The organism is Niallia sp. RD1 (genome assembly GCF_024219955.1).
Taxonomy (GTDB): domain Bacteria; phylum Bacillota; class Bacilli; order Bacillales; family Cytobacillaceae; genus Niallia; species Niallia alba.
The window spans coordinates 2,831,578-2,851,097 of record NZ_CP100420.1; the positions used below are offsets into that span (position 1 = coordinate 2,831,578).

18 protein-coding genes are annotated in these 19,520 nt (G+C 35.2%); 12 read left to right on the forward strand and 6 right to left on the reverse strand.

Annotated elements, in window-relative coordinates:
* The first annotated feature begins 163 nt into the window (after positions 1-163).
* Both NKG37_RS13600 and pepF read left to right on the forward strand, forming a co-directional pair.
* Positions 164-1,345, forward strand: a complete 1,182-nt coding sequence (locus NKG37_RS13600) for a competence protein CoiA (protein WP_254414797.1) — start codon at positions 164-166, stop codon at positions 1,343-1,345.
* 180 nt (positions 1,346-1,525) lie between these two features.
* A complete protein-coding gene (pepF, locus tag NKG37_RS13605) occupies positions 1,526-3,352 on the forward strand; it encodes an oligoendopeptidase F (protein WP_169188131.1) in 1,827 nt (608 codons plus the stop codon).
* 354 nt (positions 3,353-3,706) lie between these two features.
* On the opposite strand, the gene NKG37_RS13610 is transcribed toward pepF, so the two are convergent.
* The 3 genes from NKG37_RS13610 to NKG37_RS13620 all read right to left on the reverse strand — a co-directional run bounded on the left by NKG37_RS13610 (position 3,707) and on the right by NKG37_RS13620 (position 5,719).
* Positions 3,707-4,579 (reverse strand): ClpXP adapter SpxH family protein, encoded by an 873-nt coding sequence (locus NKG37_RS13610; RefSeq protein ID WP_016204324.1) that lies wholly within the window; start codon positions 4,577-4,579, stop codon positions 3,707-3,709.
* A complete protein-coding gene (locus tag NKG37_RS13615; protein ID WP_016204325.1) occupies positions 4,579-4,986 on the reverse strand; it encodes a globin domain-containing protein in 408 nt (135 codons plus the stop codon). Before NKG37_RS13615 ends, NKG37_RS13610 begins: the two co-directional genes overlap by 1 nt.
* A 106-nt stretch (positions 4,987-5,092) precedes the next feature.
* The gene (locus tag NKG37_RS13620; RefSeq protein ID WP_169188132.1) at positions 5,093-5,719 is read right to left on the reverse strand and encodes a lytic transglycosylase domain-containing protein; all 627 of its coding nucleotides are present in this window, start codon (positions 5,717-5,719) and stop codon (positions 5,093-5,095) included.
* Between the two features lie 300 nt (positions 5,720-6,019).
* On the opposite strand from NKG37_RS13620, the gene NKG37_RS13625 reads away from it, so the two are divergent.
* Complete coding sequence (locus NKG37_RS13625) at positions 6,020-7,135, forward strand: IS4 family transposase (protein WP_100525938.1); 1,116 nt, start codon at positions 6,020-6,022, stop codon at positions 7,133-7,135.
* A gap of 169 nt (positions 7,136-7,304) precedes the next feature.
* Here NKG37_RS13625 and NKG37_RS13630 read toward each other — a convergent pair whose 3' ends face one another.
* Positions 7,305-7,892: a CYTH domain-containing protein gene (locus NKG37_RS13630; protein ID WP_169188133.1), complete on the reverse strand. Its 588-nt coding sequence runs from the start codon at positions 7,890-7,892 to the stop codon at positions 7,305-7,307.
* 652 nt (positions 7,893-8,544) lie between these two features.
* Here NKG37_RS13630 and NKG37_RS13635 point away from each other — a divergent pair.
* The 4 genes from NKG37_RS13635 to NKG37_RS13650 all read left to right on the forward strand — a co-directional run bounded on the left by NKG37_RS13635 (position 8,545) and on the right by NKG37_RS13650 (position 11,487).
* On the forward strand, positions 8,545-8,916 hold the full coding sequence (locus NKG37_RS13635) for a UPF0738 family protein (protein ID WP_016204328.1): 372 nt from the start codon (positions 8,545-8,547) through the stop codon (positions 8,914-8,916).
* Between the two features lie 150 nt (positions 8,917-9,066).
* Complete coding sequence (locus tag NKG37_RS13640) at positions 9,067-9,699, forward strand: GTP diphosphokinase (RefSeq protein ID WP_169188134.1); 633 nt, start codon at positions 9,067-9,069, stop codon at positions 9,697-9,699.
* 75 nt (positions 9,700-9,774) lie between these two features.
* The gene (locus tag NKG37_RS13645; RefSeq protein WP_016204330.1) at positions 9,775-10,569 is read left to right on the forward strand and encodes an NAD kinase; all 795 of its coding nucleotides are present in this window, start codon (positions 9,775-9,777) and stop codon (positions 10,567-10,569) included.
* A 21-nt stretch (positions 10,570-10,590) separates the two neighbouring features.
* Positions 10,591-11,487: an RluA family pseudouridine synthase gene (locus tag NKG37_RS13650; RefSeq protein WP_016204331.1), complete on the forward strand. Its 897-nt coding sequence runs from the start codon at positions 10,591-10,593 to the stop codon at positions 11,485-11,487.
* 231 nt (positions 11,488-11,718) lie between these two features.
* Here NKG37_RS13650 and prpE read toward each other — a convergent pair whose 3' ends face one another.
* A complete protein-coding gene (gene prpE, locus NKG37_RS13655) occupies positions 11,719-12,486 on the reverse strand; it encodes a bis(5'-nucleosyl)-tetraphosphatase PrpE (protein WP_169188135.1) in 768 nt (255 codons plus the stop codon).
* Positions 12,487-12,672: 186 nt separating this feature from the next.
* Between prpE and mgtE the strand changes: the two genes are divergently transcribed.
* The 4 genes from mgtE (at position 12,673) to NKG37_RS13675 (ending at position 17,861) form a co-directional block, all read left to right on the forward strand.
* Positions 12,673-14,043 carry a magnesium transporter gene (gene mgtE / locus NKG37_RS13660; protein ID WP_016204333.1) on the forward strand — a complete coding sequence of 457 codons (1,371 nt, stop codon included), beginning with the start codon at positions 12,673-12,675 and terminating at the stop codon, positions 14,041-14,043.
* A gap of 19 nt (positions 14,044-14,062) precedes the next feature.
* The gene (locus NKG37_RS13665; RefSeq protein WP_254414798.1) at positions 14,063-15,916 is read left to right on the forward strand and encodes a monovalent cation:proton antiporter family protein; all 1,854 of its coding nucleotides are present in this window, start codon (positions 14,063-14,065) and stop codon (positions 15,914-15,916) included.
* 281 nt (positions 15,917-16,197) lie between these two features.
* Entirely contained in the window at positions 16,198-16,971 is a 774-nt protein-coding gene (gene fabI, locus NKG37_RS13670; RefSeq protein WP_169188137.1) for an enoyl-ACP reductase FabI, read from the forward strand.
* Between the two features lie 383 nt (positions 16,972-17,354).
* Positions 17,355-17,861, forward strand: a complete 507-nt coding sequence (locus tag NKG37_RS13675; protein WP_169188138.1) for a CotO family spore coat protein — start codon at positions 17,355-17,357, stop codon at positions 17,859-17,861.
* Between the two features lie 527 nt (positions 17,862-18,388).
* Here NKG37_RS13675 and NKG37_RS13680 read toward each other — a convergent pair.
* Complete coding sequence (locus NKG37_RS13680) at positions 18,389-18,877, reverse strand: CotY/CotZ family spore coat protein (protein WP_016204337.1); 489 nt, start codon at positions 18,875-18,877, stop codon at positions 18,389-18,391.
* Positions 18,878-19,037: 160 nt separating this feature from the next.
* On the opposite strand from NKG37_RS13680, the gene NKG37_RS13685 reads away from it, so the two are divergent.
* Positions 19,038-19,394 carry a DUF1360 domain-containing protein gene (locus NKG37_RS13685; RefSeq protein ID WP_016204338.1) on the forward strand — a complete coding sequence of 119 codons (357 nt, stop codon included), beginning with the start codon at positions 19,038-19,040 and terminating at the stop codon, positions 19,392-19,394.
* Positions 19,395-19,520 lie beyond the last annotated feature (126 nt).

A 19,520-nucleotide genomic window follows, 5' to 3' on the forward strand; every position in this document is an offset into this window, starting at 1 on the left:
GCCCTTTTCTGGTTTAGGAGAATTACTTTTGCTGAAGAGAGTATTAAAGTTGTCTTTATAGAAAATTCATTTTGTGAGTATTTCTGAGAAGTTTAAATTTTTTGCAGGAATAAGAAGAACAAAAAAGAATAATAAAAAAAGAGGATAAAAGGAGGGATATTACTTGTATACAGCAATAACGGCAGAAGGAAAAATGATTAACTTGTTTACGATGGAAAATAAGGATGAGCTAAAAGGCTTACGTGAATTGCCGATATATTGTCCAGAATGTAAAGGGAGAGTCATTTTAAAAATGGGGGAGAAGAAGATTACTCATTTTGCACATGAGAGGACACAATGGTGTGCGGGGAATGGAGAGGCTGAGTCTTCTTATCATTTGCAAGGAAAGCTACAACTATATCAAAAATTGCTCGAAGTTAATCTTGAACCTAAATTAGAACCTTATTTTCCAGAAATAAAGCAGCGAGCAGATATTAGTTTTGTCTTTAACAAGGAGCAATATGTGATCGAATATCAATGCGCAGTTATTTCTCCGCAATTAGTAAAAAAACGTACAGAAGGTTATCGAAAAATAAATATTTACCCGATTTGGATTATTGGCTTTCATCATTTGAAAAAATGGAATCCGATCAAAGTGAAACTTTCCACCTTTATTTATCAATTTTTCACTTTTTATCAGAATCAGTATCTACTCCCAACATATTGTCCTTATGATAGGGTATTTTACTTGATTCAAAACCCCGTCCCTATCTCTATTTCTCAAACATTTATCTCCACTTCTTCCTATCCCTTAGTAAAAATGGAGGGCGAACTGAAACTTCCCATCCTATCAAATAAGAATTTTTCTATCTCTTATTGGCGAGAGTTGATTCACCGTCAAAAGACAAAGGATGTGCATTATCCAACAAAAACAAATGATCATTTTTTAAAAGAGCTATATGCAAGGGAACTACATCTCCATTTCTTACCGCCATTTATCGGTATACCCTTAAAAGAAGGCTTCCTCATAGAAACACCTCCACTTTATTGGCAGGCCACTATTTTTTTAGACAGCTTTTTCGATGCAACAAAAATATATCCCCTCCAAAAAGTTTATGGACATTTCCAAAGGAGAATAGAAAAAGGCAATATAAAGATAAGAGACTTGCCTTTTCTAAAAGAGAAAAACTGGAAAGTAGCCGTTAAGCAATATTTACAGACACTTATTAATTTGAAAATTATGGAAGAAATAAAACCGAATTTTTATCGTCTTCTTTATTGGAAAGAAATCAGAAATTATAAGGTACAGACACAAGAAGAAGTGGCATTTTATAAGCATTTAAAAAAATTAAATGATATGCAATAAACATAAATGAAATAGCATAAAATACACATATGCTACTTGGATATGTATGCAACTAGTTCATGCGTTAAAATCGGAAATAGAGCGAAAATTTGTTAGAATAAGAAGGAGTTAGTCGGCAAACAGAGAATATGTAGTAAGGTTTATATTCGTATGGCGAAATAATAGAGTGGAGGATGAAGCATGTCAACAGAAACAGGTGTTAAGAAATTACCACTACGTAATGAGGTTCCAGCAGAAGATACTTGGAGATTAGAGGATATCTTCGCAAGTGATGAAGAATGGGACAAAGAATTTGAAGAAGTAAAGAATTTATCACAAAAGGCTACCGAATATCAGGGCAAGCTTGCTGATAGTGCTGATGTACTTTATGAAGCTTTACAATATCAAGATGAGCTACTATCAAGGCTTGGGATATTATATACATATGCACATATGCGCTACGACCAGGATACAACAAATAGCTTTTATCAAGGAGTAGAAGGTCGTATTAAAAGCTTATATGCACATGCTGCAAGTGCACTTGCTTATATCGTTCCTGAGTTATTATCGATTGATGAAAAAGTCATAAATACTTTTTTAGAAGAAAAGGAAGAACTGAAGCTTTATAAGAAGGCGATAGAAGAGATTAATCTACAACGTCCACATGTTTTAAATGCAGAACAGGAAGCGTTACTTGCCCAAGCTTCAGAGGTATTGGATTCATCTAGCAACACGTTCGGAATGTTAAATAATGCTGACTTGGAATTCCCAAGCATTAAAGACGAAAATGGAGAAGAAGTAGAGGTTACACATGGTAGATACACACGCTTTTTGGAGAGTGCGGATCAACGTGTACGTCGTGATGCCTTTAAAGCAGTTTATGATACGTATGGTAAATTTAAAAATACGTTTGCTTCAACATTAAGTGGAGAAATAAAAAATCATACCTTTAACGCAAAAATTAGAAATTATGATTCACCAAGACATGCGGCACTTGCTGGTAACAATATTCCAGAACAAGTATATGAAAACCTTGTGGAAACGATTAATAAAAATTTACCATTATTGCATCGCTATGTGAAGCTGCGTAAAAAGGTTTTAGGTGTAGATAAGCTCCATATGTATGATCTATATACTCCATTGGTAAAAGATGTGAAAATGGAAATACCTTATGAAGAAGCAAAAGACTTAGTCATTAAAGGATTGGCTCCTCTCGGAGAAGAGTATGCTTCTATTTTAAAAGAAGGATTTGAAAACCGCTGGGTGGATGTCCATGAGAATAAAGGGAAAAGAAGTGGTGCCTATTCTTCAGGAGCATATGGTACAAATCCATATATTCTAATGAACTGGCAGGACAATGTAAACAATCTATTTACATTAGCCCATGAGTTTGGTCATTCTGTGCATAGCTACTATACAAGAAAATCCCAGCCATATCCTTATGGAAACTATTCAATTTTTGTTGCAGAGGTAGCCTCAACTTGTAATGAATCACTATTAAATGATTACTTGCTTAAAACCATTACGGATAAACAAAAACGTCTATACTTGCTCAATTATTTCTTAGAAGGATTCAGAGGAACTGTATTCCGCCAAACAATGTTTGCTGAATTTGAGCAATTAATTCATGAAAAAGCAAGTAATAACGAGCCTTTAACGGCAGACTTATTGACAAAAGAATACTATGCATTAAATCAGAAGTATTTTGGAGAAGAAGATATCATTATAGATGAAGAAATTGGTTTGGAATGGTCTCGAATTCCACATTTTTATTATAATTTCTACGTATATCAATATGCGACAGGCTATAGTGCTGCAACTGCTTTAAGTAAACAAATTTTAGAGGAAGGAAACCCAGCAGTAGAACGATACATCGATTTCTTAAAGGCTGGTAGTTCTGATTATCCAATTGAAGTACTGAAAAAAGCTGGAGTAGATATGGCAAGCAAAACACCAATTGAAGAAGCATGTAAGGTTTTTGAAGAGAAATTAAATGAAATGGAAAGCTTATTGAATGAGCTTCAATAGTCTTTAGAATGGAAAAACGAGTAAGAGAGGCAGCTCTTTTGCTCGTTTTTTCATTTGGTTCTTCTTTTTATCTTTTAATTTTGACATTTTTGTGAACAAAGTACCAGGTGTATTGCAGAAAATTATCGATCTATGATACTATTTAGTTGTGAAGTTAATCACAAACAAACTTATACCCCTTTGTTTGACCGTGAAAAATTTCTCCCATCCCCTTTGTTCGTAAAAATAAAAAAGGCCTTGCCTTGAGACAGCAAGTCCTTTTTTATTTTTATTCAAATTGACATTCCTATAATTAAAATACACTATATAAAAAAATAGACATGGCATCTTAATAGATAGCCACATCCCCCATTTTTAACCAATATATTTCCAAAATACCCCGTATTTAGCTGGTATTTGCTCTACTAATTGTCGTAATTGTAACTTCTTCATTTCTTTTTCAATTTCTTGAATCGATTTATTATAAACAACAGATAATTCCTTTGAAGCGACAAACTTAAAACATTCTAAAAAGTTTTCAAGCGGTGGTGGAGCTGCTTTTTCTGGTTGGATTTGCAGCATTTCCTCGATAATTTGTACGTATACCTCATATGGATAATAACCTGTCACTTTAATTCCTTCTTCTTCGATATTTTCATTAAAGAAGACGAGTGTGGGAATTTCATTTACTTCCATTTCTCTGGTGATTTTTAAATCGCACTGAAATGCCTTAGCTGCACTGTTTGAATGAATATCAGCTATAAATTCTATTACATCAATTCCCACACTTTTAGCACACGATTTAAGAACTTCAAATGTAGCAATATTTTTTTTCTCCAAAAATAATAGCTCTTGTAATTTTCGTAAGAACTTCATACCAGATTTCCGTCCTTGCAATTCTGCTGCTTTAAGTGCAATGGAAGGCAAATGAGGAGAAATGATTGGATTATCAAACCATAAAGATCCATCACATGACATCCCTGAACGACTAGCGGTTTTTTCCCAAAATTCAGCGATATTCGCATACTTACTTTTCTTACTACAATTTAAGGCAGATAATCTACCGCTTAATACATGTTTAAGGGAGAAATATCGTCCATATTCAATCTGCAATTTTTTCATAATAGGCTCAAGCGCCCAGCATTCAGGACAGAGTGGGTCGATAAACATATATATTTCGAGTGGTTTGCTTTCTTGGCAATTGTCATCAGCTGTTTTCGGCTTGGATACAGAAAAGTCTTTTTCCATCACGTGTTATCACCTTTTTTAGTTTCGATTTCCTCCGAATTAATCATATGTTTTGCTGTCAGCACGAGTCTTGAAAAAATCTCTTCTCGTAGTTTGCTATCTAATTCTACTTCTTCCATAGCTTGATCCATACAAGCTAACCAAGCTAGTGCACGTTTTTCTGTTATTGGGAAAGGTAAATGTCTCGCTCTTAGCATTGGATGACCGTGTTCATTAGAATAAAGAGTTGGACCACCTAAAAATTGTGTAAGAAATTGTTTTTGTTTACGAGCTGTTTCTGTTAAATCTTCTGGGAAGATAGGAGCTAGGTCAGGATGTTGACCAACATGATTGTAGAATAAATCTACAAGTTTATTTAATGTGGCTTCACCAATTCGTTCATAAGGTGTCGACATGTTCTCGACCATATTTAAAACTCCTTTATTGTTCTTTTATATCGTTACTTTAATTATATTGTAACAATCGACATTTCATTGTACAAATAAATAGCTTGTAAATAGATCGAGATGAAAATTATGCCATATAATGCTGTGTCACTTTAGTGACGTAATTCTGTGTTTCCTTAAAAGGCGGAATACCCCCATACTTATCTACATTACCTGGTCCTGCATTATATGCAGCTAAAGCAAGTTCGACATTTCCACTGTATTTTTCTAACATTTGTTTTAGATACTTACTTCCGCCCATAATGTTCTCCAATGGATTGAATACATTTTGTACTCCTAATGATTTTGCTGTACTTGGCATTAGTTGCATTAAACCGGATGCACCAGCATAGCTAGTTGCATTTGGATTGAAATTGGATTCTACTTTGATTACAGAGCTTATTAGTTTTTCAGGCAAATTATATTTTTCCGCTGCTGTTCTAATCATTTCATCGAAATCTGTGGTGGATGACGATGAAGCATTCAGCTTAGTTAAACTTAGTGGCAGAAGGGAAACATTATTCGCTAATCCTAAAGGTGTGGAAGATGCTCCTAATGTATTGTTTTCGATTGAATTTGTTAAATTTGTTTCAGATGTCAACATATTACTGAGAAAATCTTGGAAGAGAGTAGATGCATTACTGGTAGTGTTTGTTGAATTTAAACCTTGTAAAGCTTGGAGTTCAAGCATTACTTTAAATTGATCAATTTTCATTGCTTTCCTCCGTCTATTAGCAACTTCTTAAAATAACAAAATGTAAAACGCTTTTGTAGCTAACAAAATAGAAGCAATAAAGAGTGTGAAAATCTTTATTGCTACATATCAGGGTGTAAAAGATTAATCTGTTTTTAAGTGATTTAATTTGTACTTTGATTCACTAGTGTTGCGTTAATTTAATTTAACTATTAAAAATACTTGAAATGTTCAATTTTATCATTTTATGCAAAGAAAAAGTCCTTTATAATGGATAAGTTAGGTGGTAACCCGTCCAAATCCACTAAAAAGGACTATCGCATGGACAAGATTACACGAAAAACTTCATTTGGACAATGGTTTTCACCAATAAATCTTCAATTATTTGAAGAAAACGTGAAAACGTTGAAATTAGATTTCTATACGAAAAAACTAACGACAGAGTCATTTCTAAAATTATTACTTTTTGCGCAGCTAGAAGAAGTCGAAAGTCTGCATGCGCTGAGCGATTGTCTTTTCGATGATCAACTGCAAAAGGGCATTGATCTTGATTCTATCAGTATTTCCCAACTCTCACGCCGTTTAAATGGCATGAATCCAGACTTATTCCAAAAGCTTTTCCTTGATTTAGTTTCACAAATTCATGCCAAAACGCACAACACGAAACTTGTGATGCCATTAAAAATCATTGATTCAAGCACATTGCCTCTCAATTTGACTAATCATAAATGGGCAAAATTCCGCAAAACAAAAGCGGGTGTTAAATTGCACTTACGCCTTGTGTTTATGGAAAAAGGTATATCCTATCCCGAAAAGGCCATTATGACAACGGCCAAAGAACATGACCGCGGTCAGCTTGAAGTAATGGTTGATGACAAGGAATGTATGTATGTGTTTGACCGTGGTTACTTAGACTACGAACGCTTTGATCGGATGACAGATGACGGCTACTTTTTCCTTTCTAGGCTGCGAAAAAACGCAGTCATACGGGAGGTTTACGATTTTAAACTACCCGAGAATACATCTGTTTTGTCGGATCAAATGGTGTTGATTGGTACGACGCAAAACCGTGCCGAAAATTACTTTCGTCTTCTAAAAGTGATTGATTCAAAAGGAAATGAGCTTCATTTAATCACAAATCGTTTTGATTTAAGTGCTGAAGAAATCTCAAAGATGTATAAATCACGCTGGGCGATTGAGTTATTTTTCAAATGGATTAAACAACATCTCCATATCAAAAAGTTTTACGGCCAAAGCGAATGGGCAATTCAGAATCAAGTGTTTATCGCACTTATTGTTTTTTGCCTGCATGTTCTCGCACAAATCGAGACAAAAAGTAAACGAAAAACCCTACAAATTAGCCGATATTTACGGGCAGCTTTGTGGAAACCAGCACATATTTGGCTTCGAAAGATTGAAGGAAAAACCATTCCTTAATAAACAAATTGTCGTCGTCTCTTAAGTCTAATTGTAAAAAATTTCCAAATGGATGGATCCACCTTTAGTTGGGTATTTACTTTTTTGGCTCTTAACAGGGGACATATTTAAACTGAATATTCTAACAACATTTATGCAACACTAGTGACTTTGATTAAATAAATTAAGGTTATTTCTGTTTATATTTTTCTTCATAAAATCTACGGACTTTGTTTTTCGTTTTTCTAACGGGAATTTTTAGGGTAGATAATAACTCTGTAAAATATATTTCTCCTTTTTCCCGATTGCTTACTTCATATTCTAACTCATAATCTTCCTTTTTTAAATAAAAACTATGATCTAAAACTAGTAAACCATTTCCAATTTGTTTTTCTGCTCTAATTGTTCGTAAGCTACCAAAATATAATATGGAGGCTGGGTTAATGTTCATATTTAATAAAAGACCAGAGATTTGTTCATCATTTATTTTCCCAGTTGCGAAAATAGCGTCGCTTTCCTCCTTTGAAAGAATTTTATTTGTTTCAAGAAGTCCGTCGCGATGTGGCTGCTTTAAAGTTAATTCATAATCTTCCTTTTTTTTGCGAATCCTTAGAGCAGAATGATTCTTCTTTAAAGCAAAATCACTTGTATCAAAATAATGATTTTCGTGCTCAAATAGTTCTTCTTTTTGAATGTGAAAATGAGTTAGGAGCAATGCGTATTCTTCTTTTGTTAACATATTTTTAAATTCTATTTCAATGTTTTGATTATGAGACATAAATAAATCCTTTCCAAAATGACTTGTCTATTATTATAAAGTGTGATTGCCAAACATGCTATTTTATTGACGATTTTCTTTTAGGGTCTTATTACATTCATTTTTTGTTATATAAACCGCTACCCAGGCTCTTCCGCTTTTCTATATGTCTAGCTACAGCGCCTAGCGGTTAGCAAACTTCAGGCTACCTCCCTACGATAAGTCAACATCGATTCGCTGTTGCTCATCGTGTTTCCTTTATCTCAGTCGATATCCTTCCAGTTTGTACACCGCTACCCAGGCTCTTCCGCTTTTCTATATGTCTAGCTACAGCGCCTAGCGGTTAGCAAACTTCAGGCTACCTCCCTACGATAAGTCAACATCGATTCGCTGTTGCTCATCGTGTTTCCTTTATCTCAGTCGATATCCTTCCAGTTTGTACACCGCTACCCAGGCTCTTCCGCTTTTCTATATGTCTAGCTACAGCGCCTAGCGGTTAGCAAACTTCAGGCTACCTCCCTACGATAAGTCAACATCGATTCGCTGTTGCTCATCGTGTTTCCTTTATCTCAGTCGATATCCTTCCAGTTTGTACACCGCTAATCAGGCTCTTCCGCTTTTCTATGATAATTCTTTTGATTGTGGTAAAATATGCATAGTTGGAGGGTGAATTATGAAGCAAAAATGGAAGATTAAAGAGACAATAAAAAGGGAAAATGAACTGGTATTTCAATTGCAAGAGAATGCAATTCTAGAAAGTACGAAAGCATGTGGTCAAATCCTTGTTGATTCTGATTCTCTTGCGTTTATATATTTACTTGAAAAAGAAAACGAATATGTTTATCTGGAAATTCCGGAAAAGGTATGGAAGGACTGTAAAGAAGCAGTAGATTCAAATGATGCCTTTTTTGTAAAAGATGCAAATGGGGAAATATTGCTAGAAAGCTTTAAAGAGGAAATAGAATATTTAATTGAAAATATTCGAGGAAATGGAAATTATGGAGAGGATATGGAAAAAGCAGTTTCATCCATTTTTCTACAATGATTTGTTAGATTTTTTTTAAACAGGAATTAGTATAATTGCAGTTTAGAATGTTGGCATTCCTCCTGTTAGATAAGAATAAGAAATAATTAACAAATCTTCTATAAAAGAAATACCTCGTCTGAAAAGAACCTTGGAAATGAGGTGTTATATATGAAACAATGGGATCAATTTTTGGCTCCCTACAAGTTAGCAGTGGAGGAACTAAAGGTTAAACTAAAAGGAATGAGACGTCAATTTGATCATGAAGATGACCATTCTCCAATAGAATTTGTAACAGGGCGAGTAAAACCGATTGCAAGTATATTGGATAAGGCAAATGAAAAGGGGATTCCTTTAGACAAACTTGAAACGGAAATGCAGGATATTGCAGGACTCCGTATGATGTGTCCATTTGTTGACGATATTATAAGAGTAGTTGAACTATTAAGACAAAGAAATGATTTCGAAATTGTTGAAGAGCGAGATTACATATTACATAGAAAAGAAAGCGGCTATCGATCCTATCATGTGGTAATTGTCTATCCTGTACAAACCATCAATGGGGAAAAGAAACTCCTAGTCGAAATTCAAATTCGTACGCTTGCAATGAATTTTTGGGCGACGATTGAGCACTCATTGAATTATAAATATAAAGGGCAATTTCCAGAAGATATTAAAATGAGGTTACAGGGAGCTGCCGAAGGTGCCTTTCGTTTGGATAAAGAAATGTCTTTAATCCGGGGAGAAATTCAAGATGCACAAGCTTTCTTTAATCGTAAAAAAGAAAATGACAAGAATAATTAGTGTTTTCTTAGTAATTCAAAAGAAACTCATTTTATATTCTGCATTTCTAAACTGAGAAGAGGAGCTACCAAACTTATGAAATTTGCCGTTACCTCAAAGGGTGATTCGAAATCAGAAAACTTAGTCCAAATAATTAAACAATATTTACTTGATTTTGAACTTGAATATGATGAAGAAGAGCCAGATATTGTTATCTCTGTAGGTGGAGATGGAACCCTTCTCTACGCTTTTCATCGTTATAGCAATCGTTTAGACAAGACGGCATTTGTGGGGATGCATACAGGTCATTTAGGGTTTTATGCAGACTGGACGCCTGCTGAATTGGAAAAACTAGTGATTGCCATCGCAAAAACGCCATATAACATTATTGAATATCCTATTTTAGAAGTGATTGTACGTTACCAGAATGAAGAGAAGGAAACGAGATACTTAGCTTTAAATGAATCAACGGTCAAAAGTATCGAAGGGACATTTGTAATGGATGTGGAAATGAGCGGAAAACATTTCGAGCGATTTAGAGGGGATGGACTTTGTGTATCGACCCCTTCAGGAAGTACAGCTTATAACAAGGCATTAGGTGGAGCAATTGTACATCCTTCCATTGAAGCGATACAGCTTGCGGAAATGGCATCTATTAATAATCGAGTTTTTCGAACAGTAGGATCGCCATTAATATTGCCGAAACATCATACTTGTGTACTTAAACCAGTTAATGAACCTAATTTTCAAATTTCGATTGATCATTTGAATCTATTACATAAAAAAGTACATTCGATTCAATATCGAGTAGCAGAAGAAAAAGTAAGGTTTGCAAGGTTTCGTCCATTTCCGTTCTGGAAACGAGTACATGATTCTTTCATTTCGGAATAAGCAATAGACAGGAGCGATAGTTTGAGCTTTACGTTAGAGTGGGTTATGCAGCATGAAACAGGCATTACCATTAAAGATTTTTTAAAGAAGCAAAGTATCTCCAAGGCTGCCTTAACAGATATAAAGTTTAAAGGTGGGAAGATTCTTGTAAATGAGAGCGAAGAAAATGTGCGCTATACTTTGAAAAGTGGCGATCGATTAGTAGTTCTTTTTCCACCTGAGCTACCTAGCAGTGGATTAAGTCCTGAACAACTTCCGTTAAACATTATTTTTGAGGATGAGTATTTATTAATTGTACAAAAGGAATATGGGATGAATACTATTCCTTCAAGAGAGCATCCTACTGGCAGCTTGGCTAACGCTTTAGTTGGTTACTATTTGAAACATGGAATTGAATCAACAACCCATATTGTTACACGATTAGATCGAGATACATCTGGATTAGTTCTTATTGCTAAGCATCGCCACATCCATCATTTACTTAGCGAACAGCAAAAAGGCGGCGATGTAAAAAGAAAATATCTCGCTTTTGCAGAAGGGGAAATTTCGCCATTAAATGATACGATTAATGAGCCAATTGGCAGATGCTCAGATAGCATTATTAAAAGAGAAGTAAGAGCAGATGGGCAAACTGCCATTACTCATTATCGAGTATTGTCACAAGGTAAGCATTTCTCACTCGTAGAATTATCACTAGAGACAGGAAGAACACATCAAATCCGAGTTCATCTTGCTTATAAAGGGCATCCGCTTCTAGGAGATGACTTATACGGAGGGAAAAGAGACAGGATTAATCGTCAAGCTCTGCATTGTTTTTTTCTCCAGTTTACCCACCCTGTAACAAAACAATCGTTGACATTTACCGTTGCTCTTCCCGATGATATGAAAAGGATAGAGCAAGGCATGAAAAAGAGTTAAGGATCACTTAAAAGATCTTTAACTCTTTTTTATTGGCTGTTTTCTAAAGGATTGTTGTTTTTTAATCGAAAAAAAGAATTAGTTGGAAAAATGGAGCAGCCGGAATACACGAAGACGCCACGGGGATTAGCGAGACAGTCTGAGACCCCCAGGGAAAGCGAAGTGTATTCCGGCTGCGGGTAATCGCAACATACTTTACGAAAACAGCCTTTTTATTAGACTTTGATGTATTCATGGGCTTTGTTTGACGACTACTGGTTGATTTTCAAAAGTGCGAAATTTTTCTGCAATAAATGGCAGACTCGACGGTACAGATTTAATCGTCAACTCTGGATATTGGAGGGCTGTTAATTTTCCTCCGAAGACAACACCAGTATCAATGTTATAGGTACGTTGAATTTCTCTTACTTCTCTTACCGGAGTATGACCATAAACAATAGTCGCATTGCCTTTATAATATTTAGCCCAATCTCTTCTTACTGGTGAACCGTCTGCATGTACTTCTCCAGAAATATCACCATAAAGCACAAAAGTTTTTACTTTATTATGATATTGGCCAATATAATCCTCGCGAATGCCTGCATGGGCGATAACGAGCTTTTGATTATCAAGGATGTGGTATAACGGTGCATTTTCGTATAGGTCTTTAAACATTCCCTTTATTCTTTGTTGTTCTTTTTTATTTAATTGCTCCCATTCCGCTACTGTTGTTTCTAACCCATGGGCGATTTTTACATTTCTGCCTAAGAAAAAGCGATATAGCTTATCACAATGGTTACCTGGCACATAATAGGCTAAATTATTTTTCACTAATAGATAAATGGTTTCTATTACGGATAAGGAAGAAGGACCACGATCTGTTAGATCTCCTACAAACGCTAGCTTTCTTCCTTGAGGATGCTGTGGATAACCTTGTTCCCAAGTGTATCCTAATTTTTCTGTTAATTGCTTGAACTCCTCATAGCATCCATGAATATCTCCGATGATATCCAGTTTCATAAAATCCCCCTTCCTGTTCTTTTTATACTATACCCCATTGCTGTACCTAGCATTTTTGTTAATTGTTTCTGGTTTTGGGGAAAGATAAAGTGATGACATGTATGTATAAAAATAAAAGACAAATTGTCTATCTTTTGTTACTATAAAAAACATATTTATTTTCCAAAAAGAGAGGAGGAAAAGCGAATGTCAGAAAAAATATTAACAAATGAAGCACAGCGTGGTGTCATTCTCCATTCTTTACAAAATGAAAACTTACAGGAGTTTCGAAAAAATTTCCTTGATTTACATCCTTATGATCAAGCTTCCTTTTTTAAGGAAATGGAGATAGAAGAAAGAGCTCAAGTGTTTGAATATTTAGCTCCAAGTGAAATTGCCGAAATGTTTGCGAATTTAGAAATGGATAACTGGGAGTATCAAGCGATATTTTCCAAGCTTCTGCCTAATTATGTAGCAGAGACTTTGGCAAATATGTCTATTGATGATGCTGTCGATATTTTAAATGTTTTAGATAAAGAGCAAGTAGAAAGTTATTTGGCCATAATGAAACAACCTACTGCAGCAAGGATTAAAGCACTGATGCATTATGAAGAATCAACTGCAGGAAGTATTATGACTGTAGACTATATTAGTTTATCGGCAGAACAAACAGTAGAAACGGCAATGGAAATTTTGAAAAGAGAGGCTCCAAACGCAGAGACGATTTACTATATTTATGTTGTAAATGAAGAAAAACAATTAGTCGGTGTTGTATCTTTACGAAGTCTAATCATTAGTGATAATCAAACTCTAATAAAAGAAATTATGAACGATCGTATTTATTCGGTCTCGGTAAGTGAGGATCAGGAAGAGGTAGCTAAAAAAATGCAGGACTATGATTTTTTAGCACTTCCAGTTGTTGATTTTCAAAAACGATTACTTGGGATAATTACCATTGATGACATTGTTGATGTTATACAAGAGGAAGCATCTGAGGATTATTCAAAGTTTGCTGCTGTATCTAGCATGGATTTTGTTGATCAGCATCCATTTTCTGCTGCAAAAAAAAGACTCCCGTGGCTAATCATTTTATTATTTCTCGGTATGTTTACAGCAAGCCTTATTGGCCGGTTTGAAGAAACGTTAGATCAAGTTGCCATTCTCGCTGTGTTTATTCCATTAATAGCTGGTATGGCTGGGAACACAGGAACGCAAGCTCTAGCTGTAGCTGTTCGAGGAATCGCCACAGGAGATATAGGAAAAGAAAGTAGTTTGAAATTAATTGTAAGAGAAGCAGGGACTGGTTTCATTACGGGAACAATCTGTGGAATACTTGTTACAATGGTTGTGTATGTATGGAAGGGTGATTTCTTTCTTGGTATGCTAGTCGGCATTTCCATTCTTGGAACCTTGATTGTAGCAACAATAGCTGGGGCAATTATCCCTCTTATCATGCACAAGTTTAATATTGATCCTGCTGTTGCTTCAGGACCGTTTATTACAACAATTAATGATATTATCAGTATTTTGATTTATTTTGGTATGGCAACAATGTTTATGAGCTATTTAACCAATTAGAAAAAGAGGAGGGATAGCGATGGAACACGGTGCTTCTTTTGCATCACTAGTTATCGTTGTTACGGTTGCCTTGTTAACACCTATTATTCTTCAACGGCTAAAACTAAATATTATTCCAGTGGTTGTCGCGGAAATTTTAATGGGATTAATAATCGGAAAAAGTGGATTTAATCTAGTGGAGCAGGATATGTGGCTAGAGACTCTATCAACGTTAGGTTTTATCTTTTTAATGTTTTTAAGTGGCTTAGAGATAGATTTTTCCGCTTTTTCTAGTAAGAAAAAAAGAGAAACCCTTCCTAATGGAAAATTAGAGCCAAAATCCTTTCCGACAGCATCGCTTATTTTTGCCGCCATTCTTGTTCTATCAATCTTATTAAGCTTTTTATTTGTGCTCGCTGGTTTTGTTGAGAGTGCTTTCTTAATGACGATAATTATTGCAACTATTTCTTTAGGGGTAGTAGTTCCTACTTTAAAAGAAGCAAATATAATGAAGTCTGTTATTGGGCAAATTATCTTGCTTGTGGCAGTTATCGCAGACTTAGTCACAATGATTTTACTTGCCATTTTTGCGTCTATCCATGAATCAGGGGGAAATACTTGGCTCTTATTAATTCTTTTTGTAGCAGGGTTAATTCTGTACTTTGTTGGTAGAAGAATAAAAAATAATAAATTAATGGATACTCTTTCAAGAGGAACGGTACAAATCGGTACAAGAGCTGTATTTGCACTGATTATCTTTCTTGTCGCTTTATCAGAATCTGTCGGAGCGGAACATATTTTAGGAGCTTTTTTGGCAGGTGTGCTAGTGTCACTATTATCACCAAATGAGGAATTGGTTCATCAGTTAGATTCCTTTGGGTATGGATTTCTAATCCCAATTTTCTTTGTGATGATTGGTGTCGAGATGGATTTATGGTCGTTATTCACAGACCCTAAACTATTACTATTTATTCCGTTATTATTAATTGCCTTATTAGTCAGTAAGTTATTACCCATCTACTATTTAAAAAAATGGTATGATAACAGTACGATTGTGGCTTCTGGGTTTTTATTAACATCAACCTTGTCTCTTGTTATTGCAGCATCGACAATTGGTGAACGATTAAACATAATAACACCTCAAATGAGCGGAATCTTTATTCTAGTTGCTATTATCTCTTGTATTATTACTCCAATAGTCTTTAAAAAATTGTTCCCGAAAGATGTGGTTCAAGAAAAAGTGATAAAAGTTTCTATTATTGGAGTCAATCAAGTAACAATGCAAGTTTATCAAGAATTGAAGTCAACTCTGTATGATGTCACTTTCTATCATAAAAAACAAGAAAAACAGGATTTTCAAATTGCTGATTCCTTATTTGAAATTATTGAGTTGGAAAATTATTCGGAAGCGATTCTTCAACAAACAGATATCTATTTAGCCGATATTGTTGTAGTTTCGACCGGAGATTCCCTCTTAAATGCTGAGATGAGTCTTATGATAAAAAGGGCAGGAGTGGACCGAGTTATTTGTCGTGTGGAATCGATGGAGAACGAAGAGGAGTTACGAAGAGAAGATATCGAGGTTTTCTCCATGTTGACATCGACGAAGGCTTTATTAACAGCACTAATACAATCTCCAAATATTTTTGCTTTACTTGGCAATACGGAGACATCATTACATGAAATTACATTAAGAAATACAGATTTTGAAGGAATGTCTTTACGCTCATTCCCATTCACTGGAGATGTCATTTTCGTTCGCATCTTTAGAGGGTCTGATTTCGTTATTCCTCATGGAGATACGGAGTTACAGCTTCATGACCATCTTCTTGTAACGGGTTCACATGAGTATGTAACAGAATTAAAGCGGCAATTGGAATTTAATTTTAAATAAGCGAGTAATGAAGCTTTTTCTTCCTTTTTGGATAAAAGGAGGAGAAAGCTTTTTAGTTGGATGTAAATAGGGATTGCTACCTTATGCAGGGAGAAAAGGTAACAGAGAGGCATCACCACTGCCGTTTGTCCAAGAAAAAAGCAAAAGAGAAATAGAATCACCCTCCAAAACATAAAATTGATAAAAGTGCCTATTGTAACAGTGCTTTCTTTTTTTATTTTTTTGTAGTAAAATTAGTACTAGGTACTAATAACTTGTAATAGTATATAGGAGGAATAAGAATGACTTTTTCATTAAAAGGCAAAACCTATGTAGTAATGGGTGTAGCAAATAAAAGAAGTATTGCATGGGGAATTGCGACTTCCTTGCATAAAGCAGGTGCTCGTTTAATTTTCACTTATGCAGGGGAAAGATTAGAAAAAAGCGTTCGTGACCTTGTTGCTACTTTAGATTCAACAGATAGCATTGTATTACCATGTGATGTAACAAATGATCAAGAGATTGCTACATGCTTTGAAGCAATTAAAAAAGAAGTCGGAACAATTCATGGAATTGCTCACTGTATTGCGTTTGCTCATAAAGAAGAATTACAAGGCGACTATTTGAATACAACAAGAGACGGATTCTTGCTAGCACATAATATTAGCTCTTATTCATTAACAGCTGTAGCAAAAGAAGCGAAAGGACTAATGACAGAAGGCGGAAGCATTGTGACTTTAACGTATTTAGGCGGAGAGCGTGCGATTAGAAATTACAATGTAATGGGTGTAGCAAAAGCTTCTTTAGATGCTAGCGTTCGTTATTTAGCTGCTGATTTAGGAAAAGAAGGCATTCGTGTAAACTCCATTTCTGCAGGTCCAATTCGTACATTATCTGCAAAAGGAATTAGTGATTTTAATTCGATTCTAAAAGAAATCGAAGAACGTTCTCCACTTAGAAGAACAACTACTCCAGAAGAAGTAGGGGATACGGCATTATTCTTATTCAGTGATTTAGCAAGAGGAATTACTGGAGAAAATATTCATGTAGACTCAGGTTTTCATATTGTTGGTTAATTCCATTAAAGTAAAGGCAACCTATCCGTTAATTTTGGTGATTGGTTGCCTTTTGTTTTTTCAACGTTTTAGAAAGTATAAGTTTTCTCACATTAATTTGGTGTCTAGCTCCCGGCACTTAGGAGATATTGGCTGATGGCCCGTTCTCTATTTACGATAAGTCAATATCGGCTCACTAACGCACTAATTTTACCTCAGGAACCTCACGTGTACTTCCAGTTTGTCCGTGTAAGCAGGTGCTTGTGCTTTTCTTGTTTCATTCATTCCTCTCCAGCTACTAATTATCCCTTTTTCGTTAATTAAAGTTACATATTAGGCAAATCATGCATACATTAGGATGAATCCTATAAAATTGTGTTGTTTATTTTAGGAGGTGAAATTTGATGTATAGTGAGAATGGTAAGCCTCAGCTTTCTCTGTCTGGTACAAAAATGATGGAAGGCAATATGCAAGTCAGCTATTCTGCGAAAATTTCCAAACAAAAACAATACAAAGAGCTAATGGAGAAAAAGCAGAAGGAAGAAATGCTACAAGAAATAAAAGAGCAAAAAGAGCAAGTAAAAGAAGGAGCGGAGAAACAAACAATTTCTAATCTCCAAGAACAAATCCAACATTATCAAGAGCAGCAGGCTGAAAAAACGCCAAGAAAACCAGCCTTTAAACGATTGAAGAGCTTTAAAGAAATGGAAATTATCGAGAAATTGGAGTACTTACTTAATTTTCCTAAACAGTTACCGCCCGTACCGTGTCTGGTTATAACTGCTAACGAAAATGTTCGTGGATTTGTTATTGATTTAAAAGAAGATAAAGTAGATATAAAGTTAATGGATCAGACCACCATCACTTTAAATATACCTGTGATTCAGGAAGTAAGAATGATTGGTATATAAATGCCTATTTATTAAGAGGGTTATTTCAATTAGATTCTGTGCCTAAAATATAGTGGTTTTACTACTATATTTCGAGCATTTATCAAATTGAAATAACCTTTTTTATTTATAGGTAGCATGTGTGTGGGGGAATTTATTTTAAATGAACGCCGCTTTAGTGCAAGAGAGAAAGGGGAAATTTGGGTTCATAAAGTGAATGAACGCTATTTTTGAACAAGAGAGCAAGAAAAAAGGCGTTCATAAAGCGAATGAATGCCATTTTTTCATAAAGCAAAAAAAAAACTTGCTTTTACGCAATCAGTCAGAAAGGATTAGTTATTTCATACTCCCTTAGCGTAAACAACAGGTATTAATTTTGGACTTCTCATTAACCTATTTTTAACAAATTCGTGAACAGATTTGAATCAGACTTGTCTAGTAACATGGCAAACTTTTTCTGCGTATAAAATGAAAACAGAGAGGAGTAAAACAAAATGGAGGCGCCTAAAAGACGTCCTCCGAGATAAAACATATACTAATTTCCGTTATTAGTCACAAATATTTAAGTCAACATCAGCGATACATTGAACAGCACAGAAGCATTTTAAGTCAACTGTTATGCAGCTTGAAGTACGACGGAATCCTTCTAATTCACAAATTTTGCTTAAGTCGATTCCTTTGTGTCCTACGATATCAAGTGTTTCTCTGTCTTTACCGATCGGAGCAAGAACTCTTAATACTGCGCAGCAGTTATCAAATACGTCCTCTACTCGGAAAAAGATGGATACACAGTTGCAGTCTGAACCTGTATAAAATGCATGGAATGGAGAGCCATCTGCAGTGCTTAAAACGAATACACGAGTATCTGCTTTGTTACGCTTTGTTGGAGATACAAGGGATCCTAGCGGCTCTGAGAAACAGTTAGTTTCGCATTCGCAAGTGTCTTCAGCGTTATCTTGGATATCTTTAATGGCACGAACCACTTCGCAAACACAGCTGGATGTACCGTAAATATCTTCTTTTTTTCCACAACCCATAATTGTTTTCCTCCTTGTTTGTTTCTTTCTTTATGTTTCTTACATTACTAACATATTGCCGAAGAGCCTTATGGGTTACGGACAAACGCCTTTTTTCTCAAAATTTGGGCGTTTGACCATTCGTATTGAATATCTTGGTCGATTAGAGAGGAGAATCTGGATGAATATCCATTGGATGGAGCTTTTTTTATTAATTTTGGCAAGTTTTCGTTTAACAAGATTAATCGTTTTTGATCAAATCACAGAATTTATTCGGGGAATTTTCTTGGAAGAAGTAAAAGAACAAAATAAAGATGGGCAGATAGAAGTTTATATTGTTCCTAAATCAGGAAAGATTCGCAGGTTTTTTGGTGAATTAATCAGCTGTTATTGGTGTACTGGTGTGTGGGTTGCTATCTTTCTTACTATTTTATATTATTTCTTTCCAAGCATTTGTGAACCTTTTGTTCTCGTCTTTGCCATAGCTGGAGCTGCTTCTTTGATAGAAGCTGTTTTACAAAGACTGTTTGTTGAATAGTTACTAGTAGGTAGGCTGGTTATTTACACATACAGTTTTGACCATCATACAATGTGATAAGCACATTATTCGTGCATAGATAATTATATTGGAGGGATTGGAGTTGCTAGGAAAAAAAGTACCTAA

Excerpts from the sequence above, each read along its gene's own strand:
- pepF (WP_169188131.1), top strand. The coding sequence starts at position 1,526 with ATGTCAACAGAAACAGGTGTTAAGAAATTACCACTACGTAATGAGGTT.
- NKG37_RS13610 (WP_016204324.1), bottom strand. The coding sequence starts at position 4,579 with ATGGAAAAAGACTTTTCTGTATCCAAGCCGAAAACAGCTGATGACAAT.
- NKG37_RS13615 (WP_016204325.1), bottom strand. The coding sequence starts at position 4,986 with ATGGTCGAGAACATGTCGACACCTTATGAACGAATTGGTGAAGCCACA.
- NKG37_RS13620 (WP_169188132.1), bottom strand. The coding sequence starts at position 5,719 with ATGAAAATTGATCAATTTAAAGTAATGCTTGAACTCCAAGCTTTACAA.
- NKG37_RS13625 (WP_100525938.1), top strand. The coding sequence starts at position 6,020 with ATGGACAAGATTACACGAAAAACTTCATTTGGACAATGGTTTTCACCA.
- NKG37_RS13630 (WP_169188133.1), bottom strand. The coding sequence starts at position 7,892 with ATGTCTCATAATCAAAACATTGAAATAGAATTTAAAAATATGTTAACA.
- NKG37_RS13635 (WP_016204328.1), top strand. The coding sequence starts at position 8,545 with ATGAAGCAAAAATGGAAGATTAAAGAGACAATAAAAAGGGAAAATGAA.
- NKG37_RS13640 (WP_169188134.1), top strand. The coding sequence starts at position 9,067 with ATGAAACAATGGGATCAATTTTTGGCTCCCTACAAGTTAGCAGTGGAG.
- NKG37_RS13645 (WP_016204330.1), top strand. The coding sequence starts at position 9,775 with ATGAAATTTGCCGTTACCTCAAAGGGTGATTCGAAATCAGAAAACTTA.
- prpE (WP_169188135.1), bottom strand. The coding sequence starts at position 12,486 with ATGAAACTGGATATCATCGGAGATATTCATGGATGCTATGAGGAGTTC.
- mgtE (WP_016204333.1), top strand. The coding sequence starts at position 12,673 with ATGTCAGAAAAAATATTAACAAATGAAGCACAGCGTGGTGTCATTCTC.
- NKG37_RS13665 (WP_254414798.1), top strand. The coding sequence starts at position 14,063 with ATGGAACACGGTGCTTCTTTTGCATCACTAGTTATCGTTGTTACGGTT.
- fabI (WP_169188137.1), top strand. The coding sequence starts at position 16,198 with ATGACTTTTTCATTAAAAGGCAAAACCTATGTAGTAATGGGTGTAGCA.
- NKG37_RS13675 (WP_169188138.1), top strand. The coding sequence starts at position 17,355 with ATGTATAGTGAGAATGGTAAGCCTCAGCTTTCTCTGTCTGGTACAAAA.
- NKG37_RS13680 (WP_016204337.1), bottom strand. The coding sequence starts at position 18,877 with ATGGGTTGTGGAAAAAAAGAAGATATTTACGGTACATCCAGCTGTGTT.
- NKG37_RS13685 (WP_016204338.1), top strand. The coding sequence starts at position 19,038 with ATGAATATCCATTGGATGGAGCTTTTTTTATTAATTTTGGCAAGTTTT.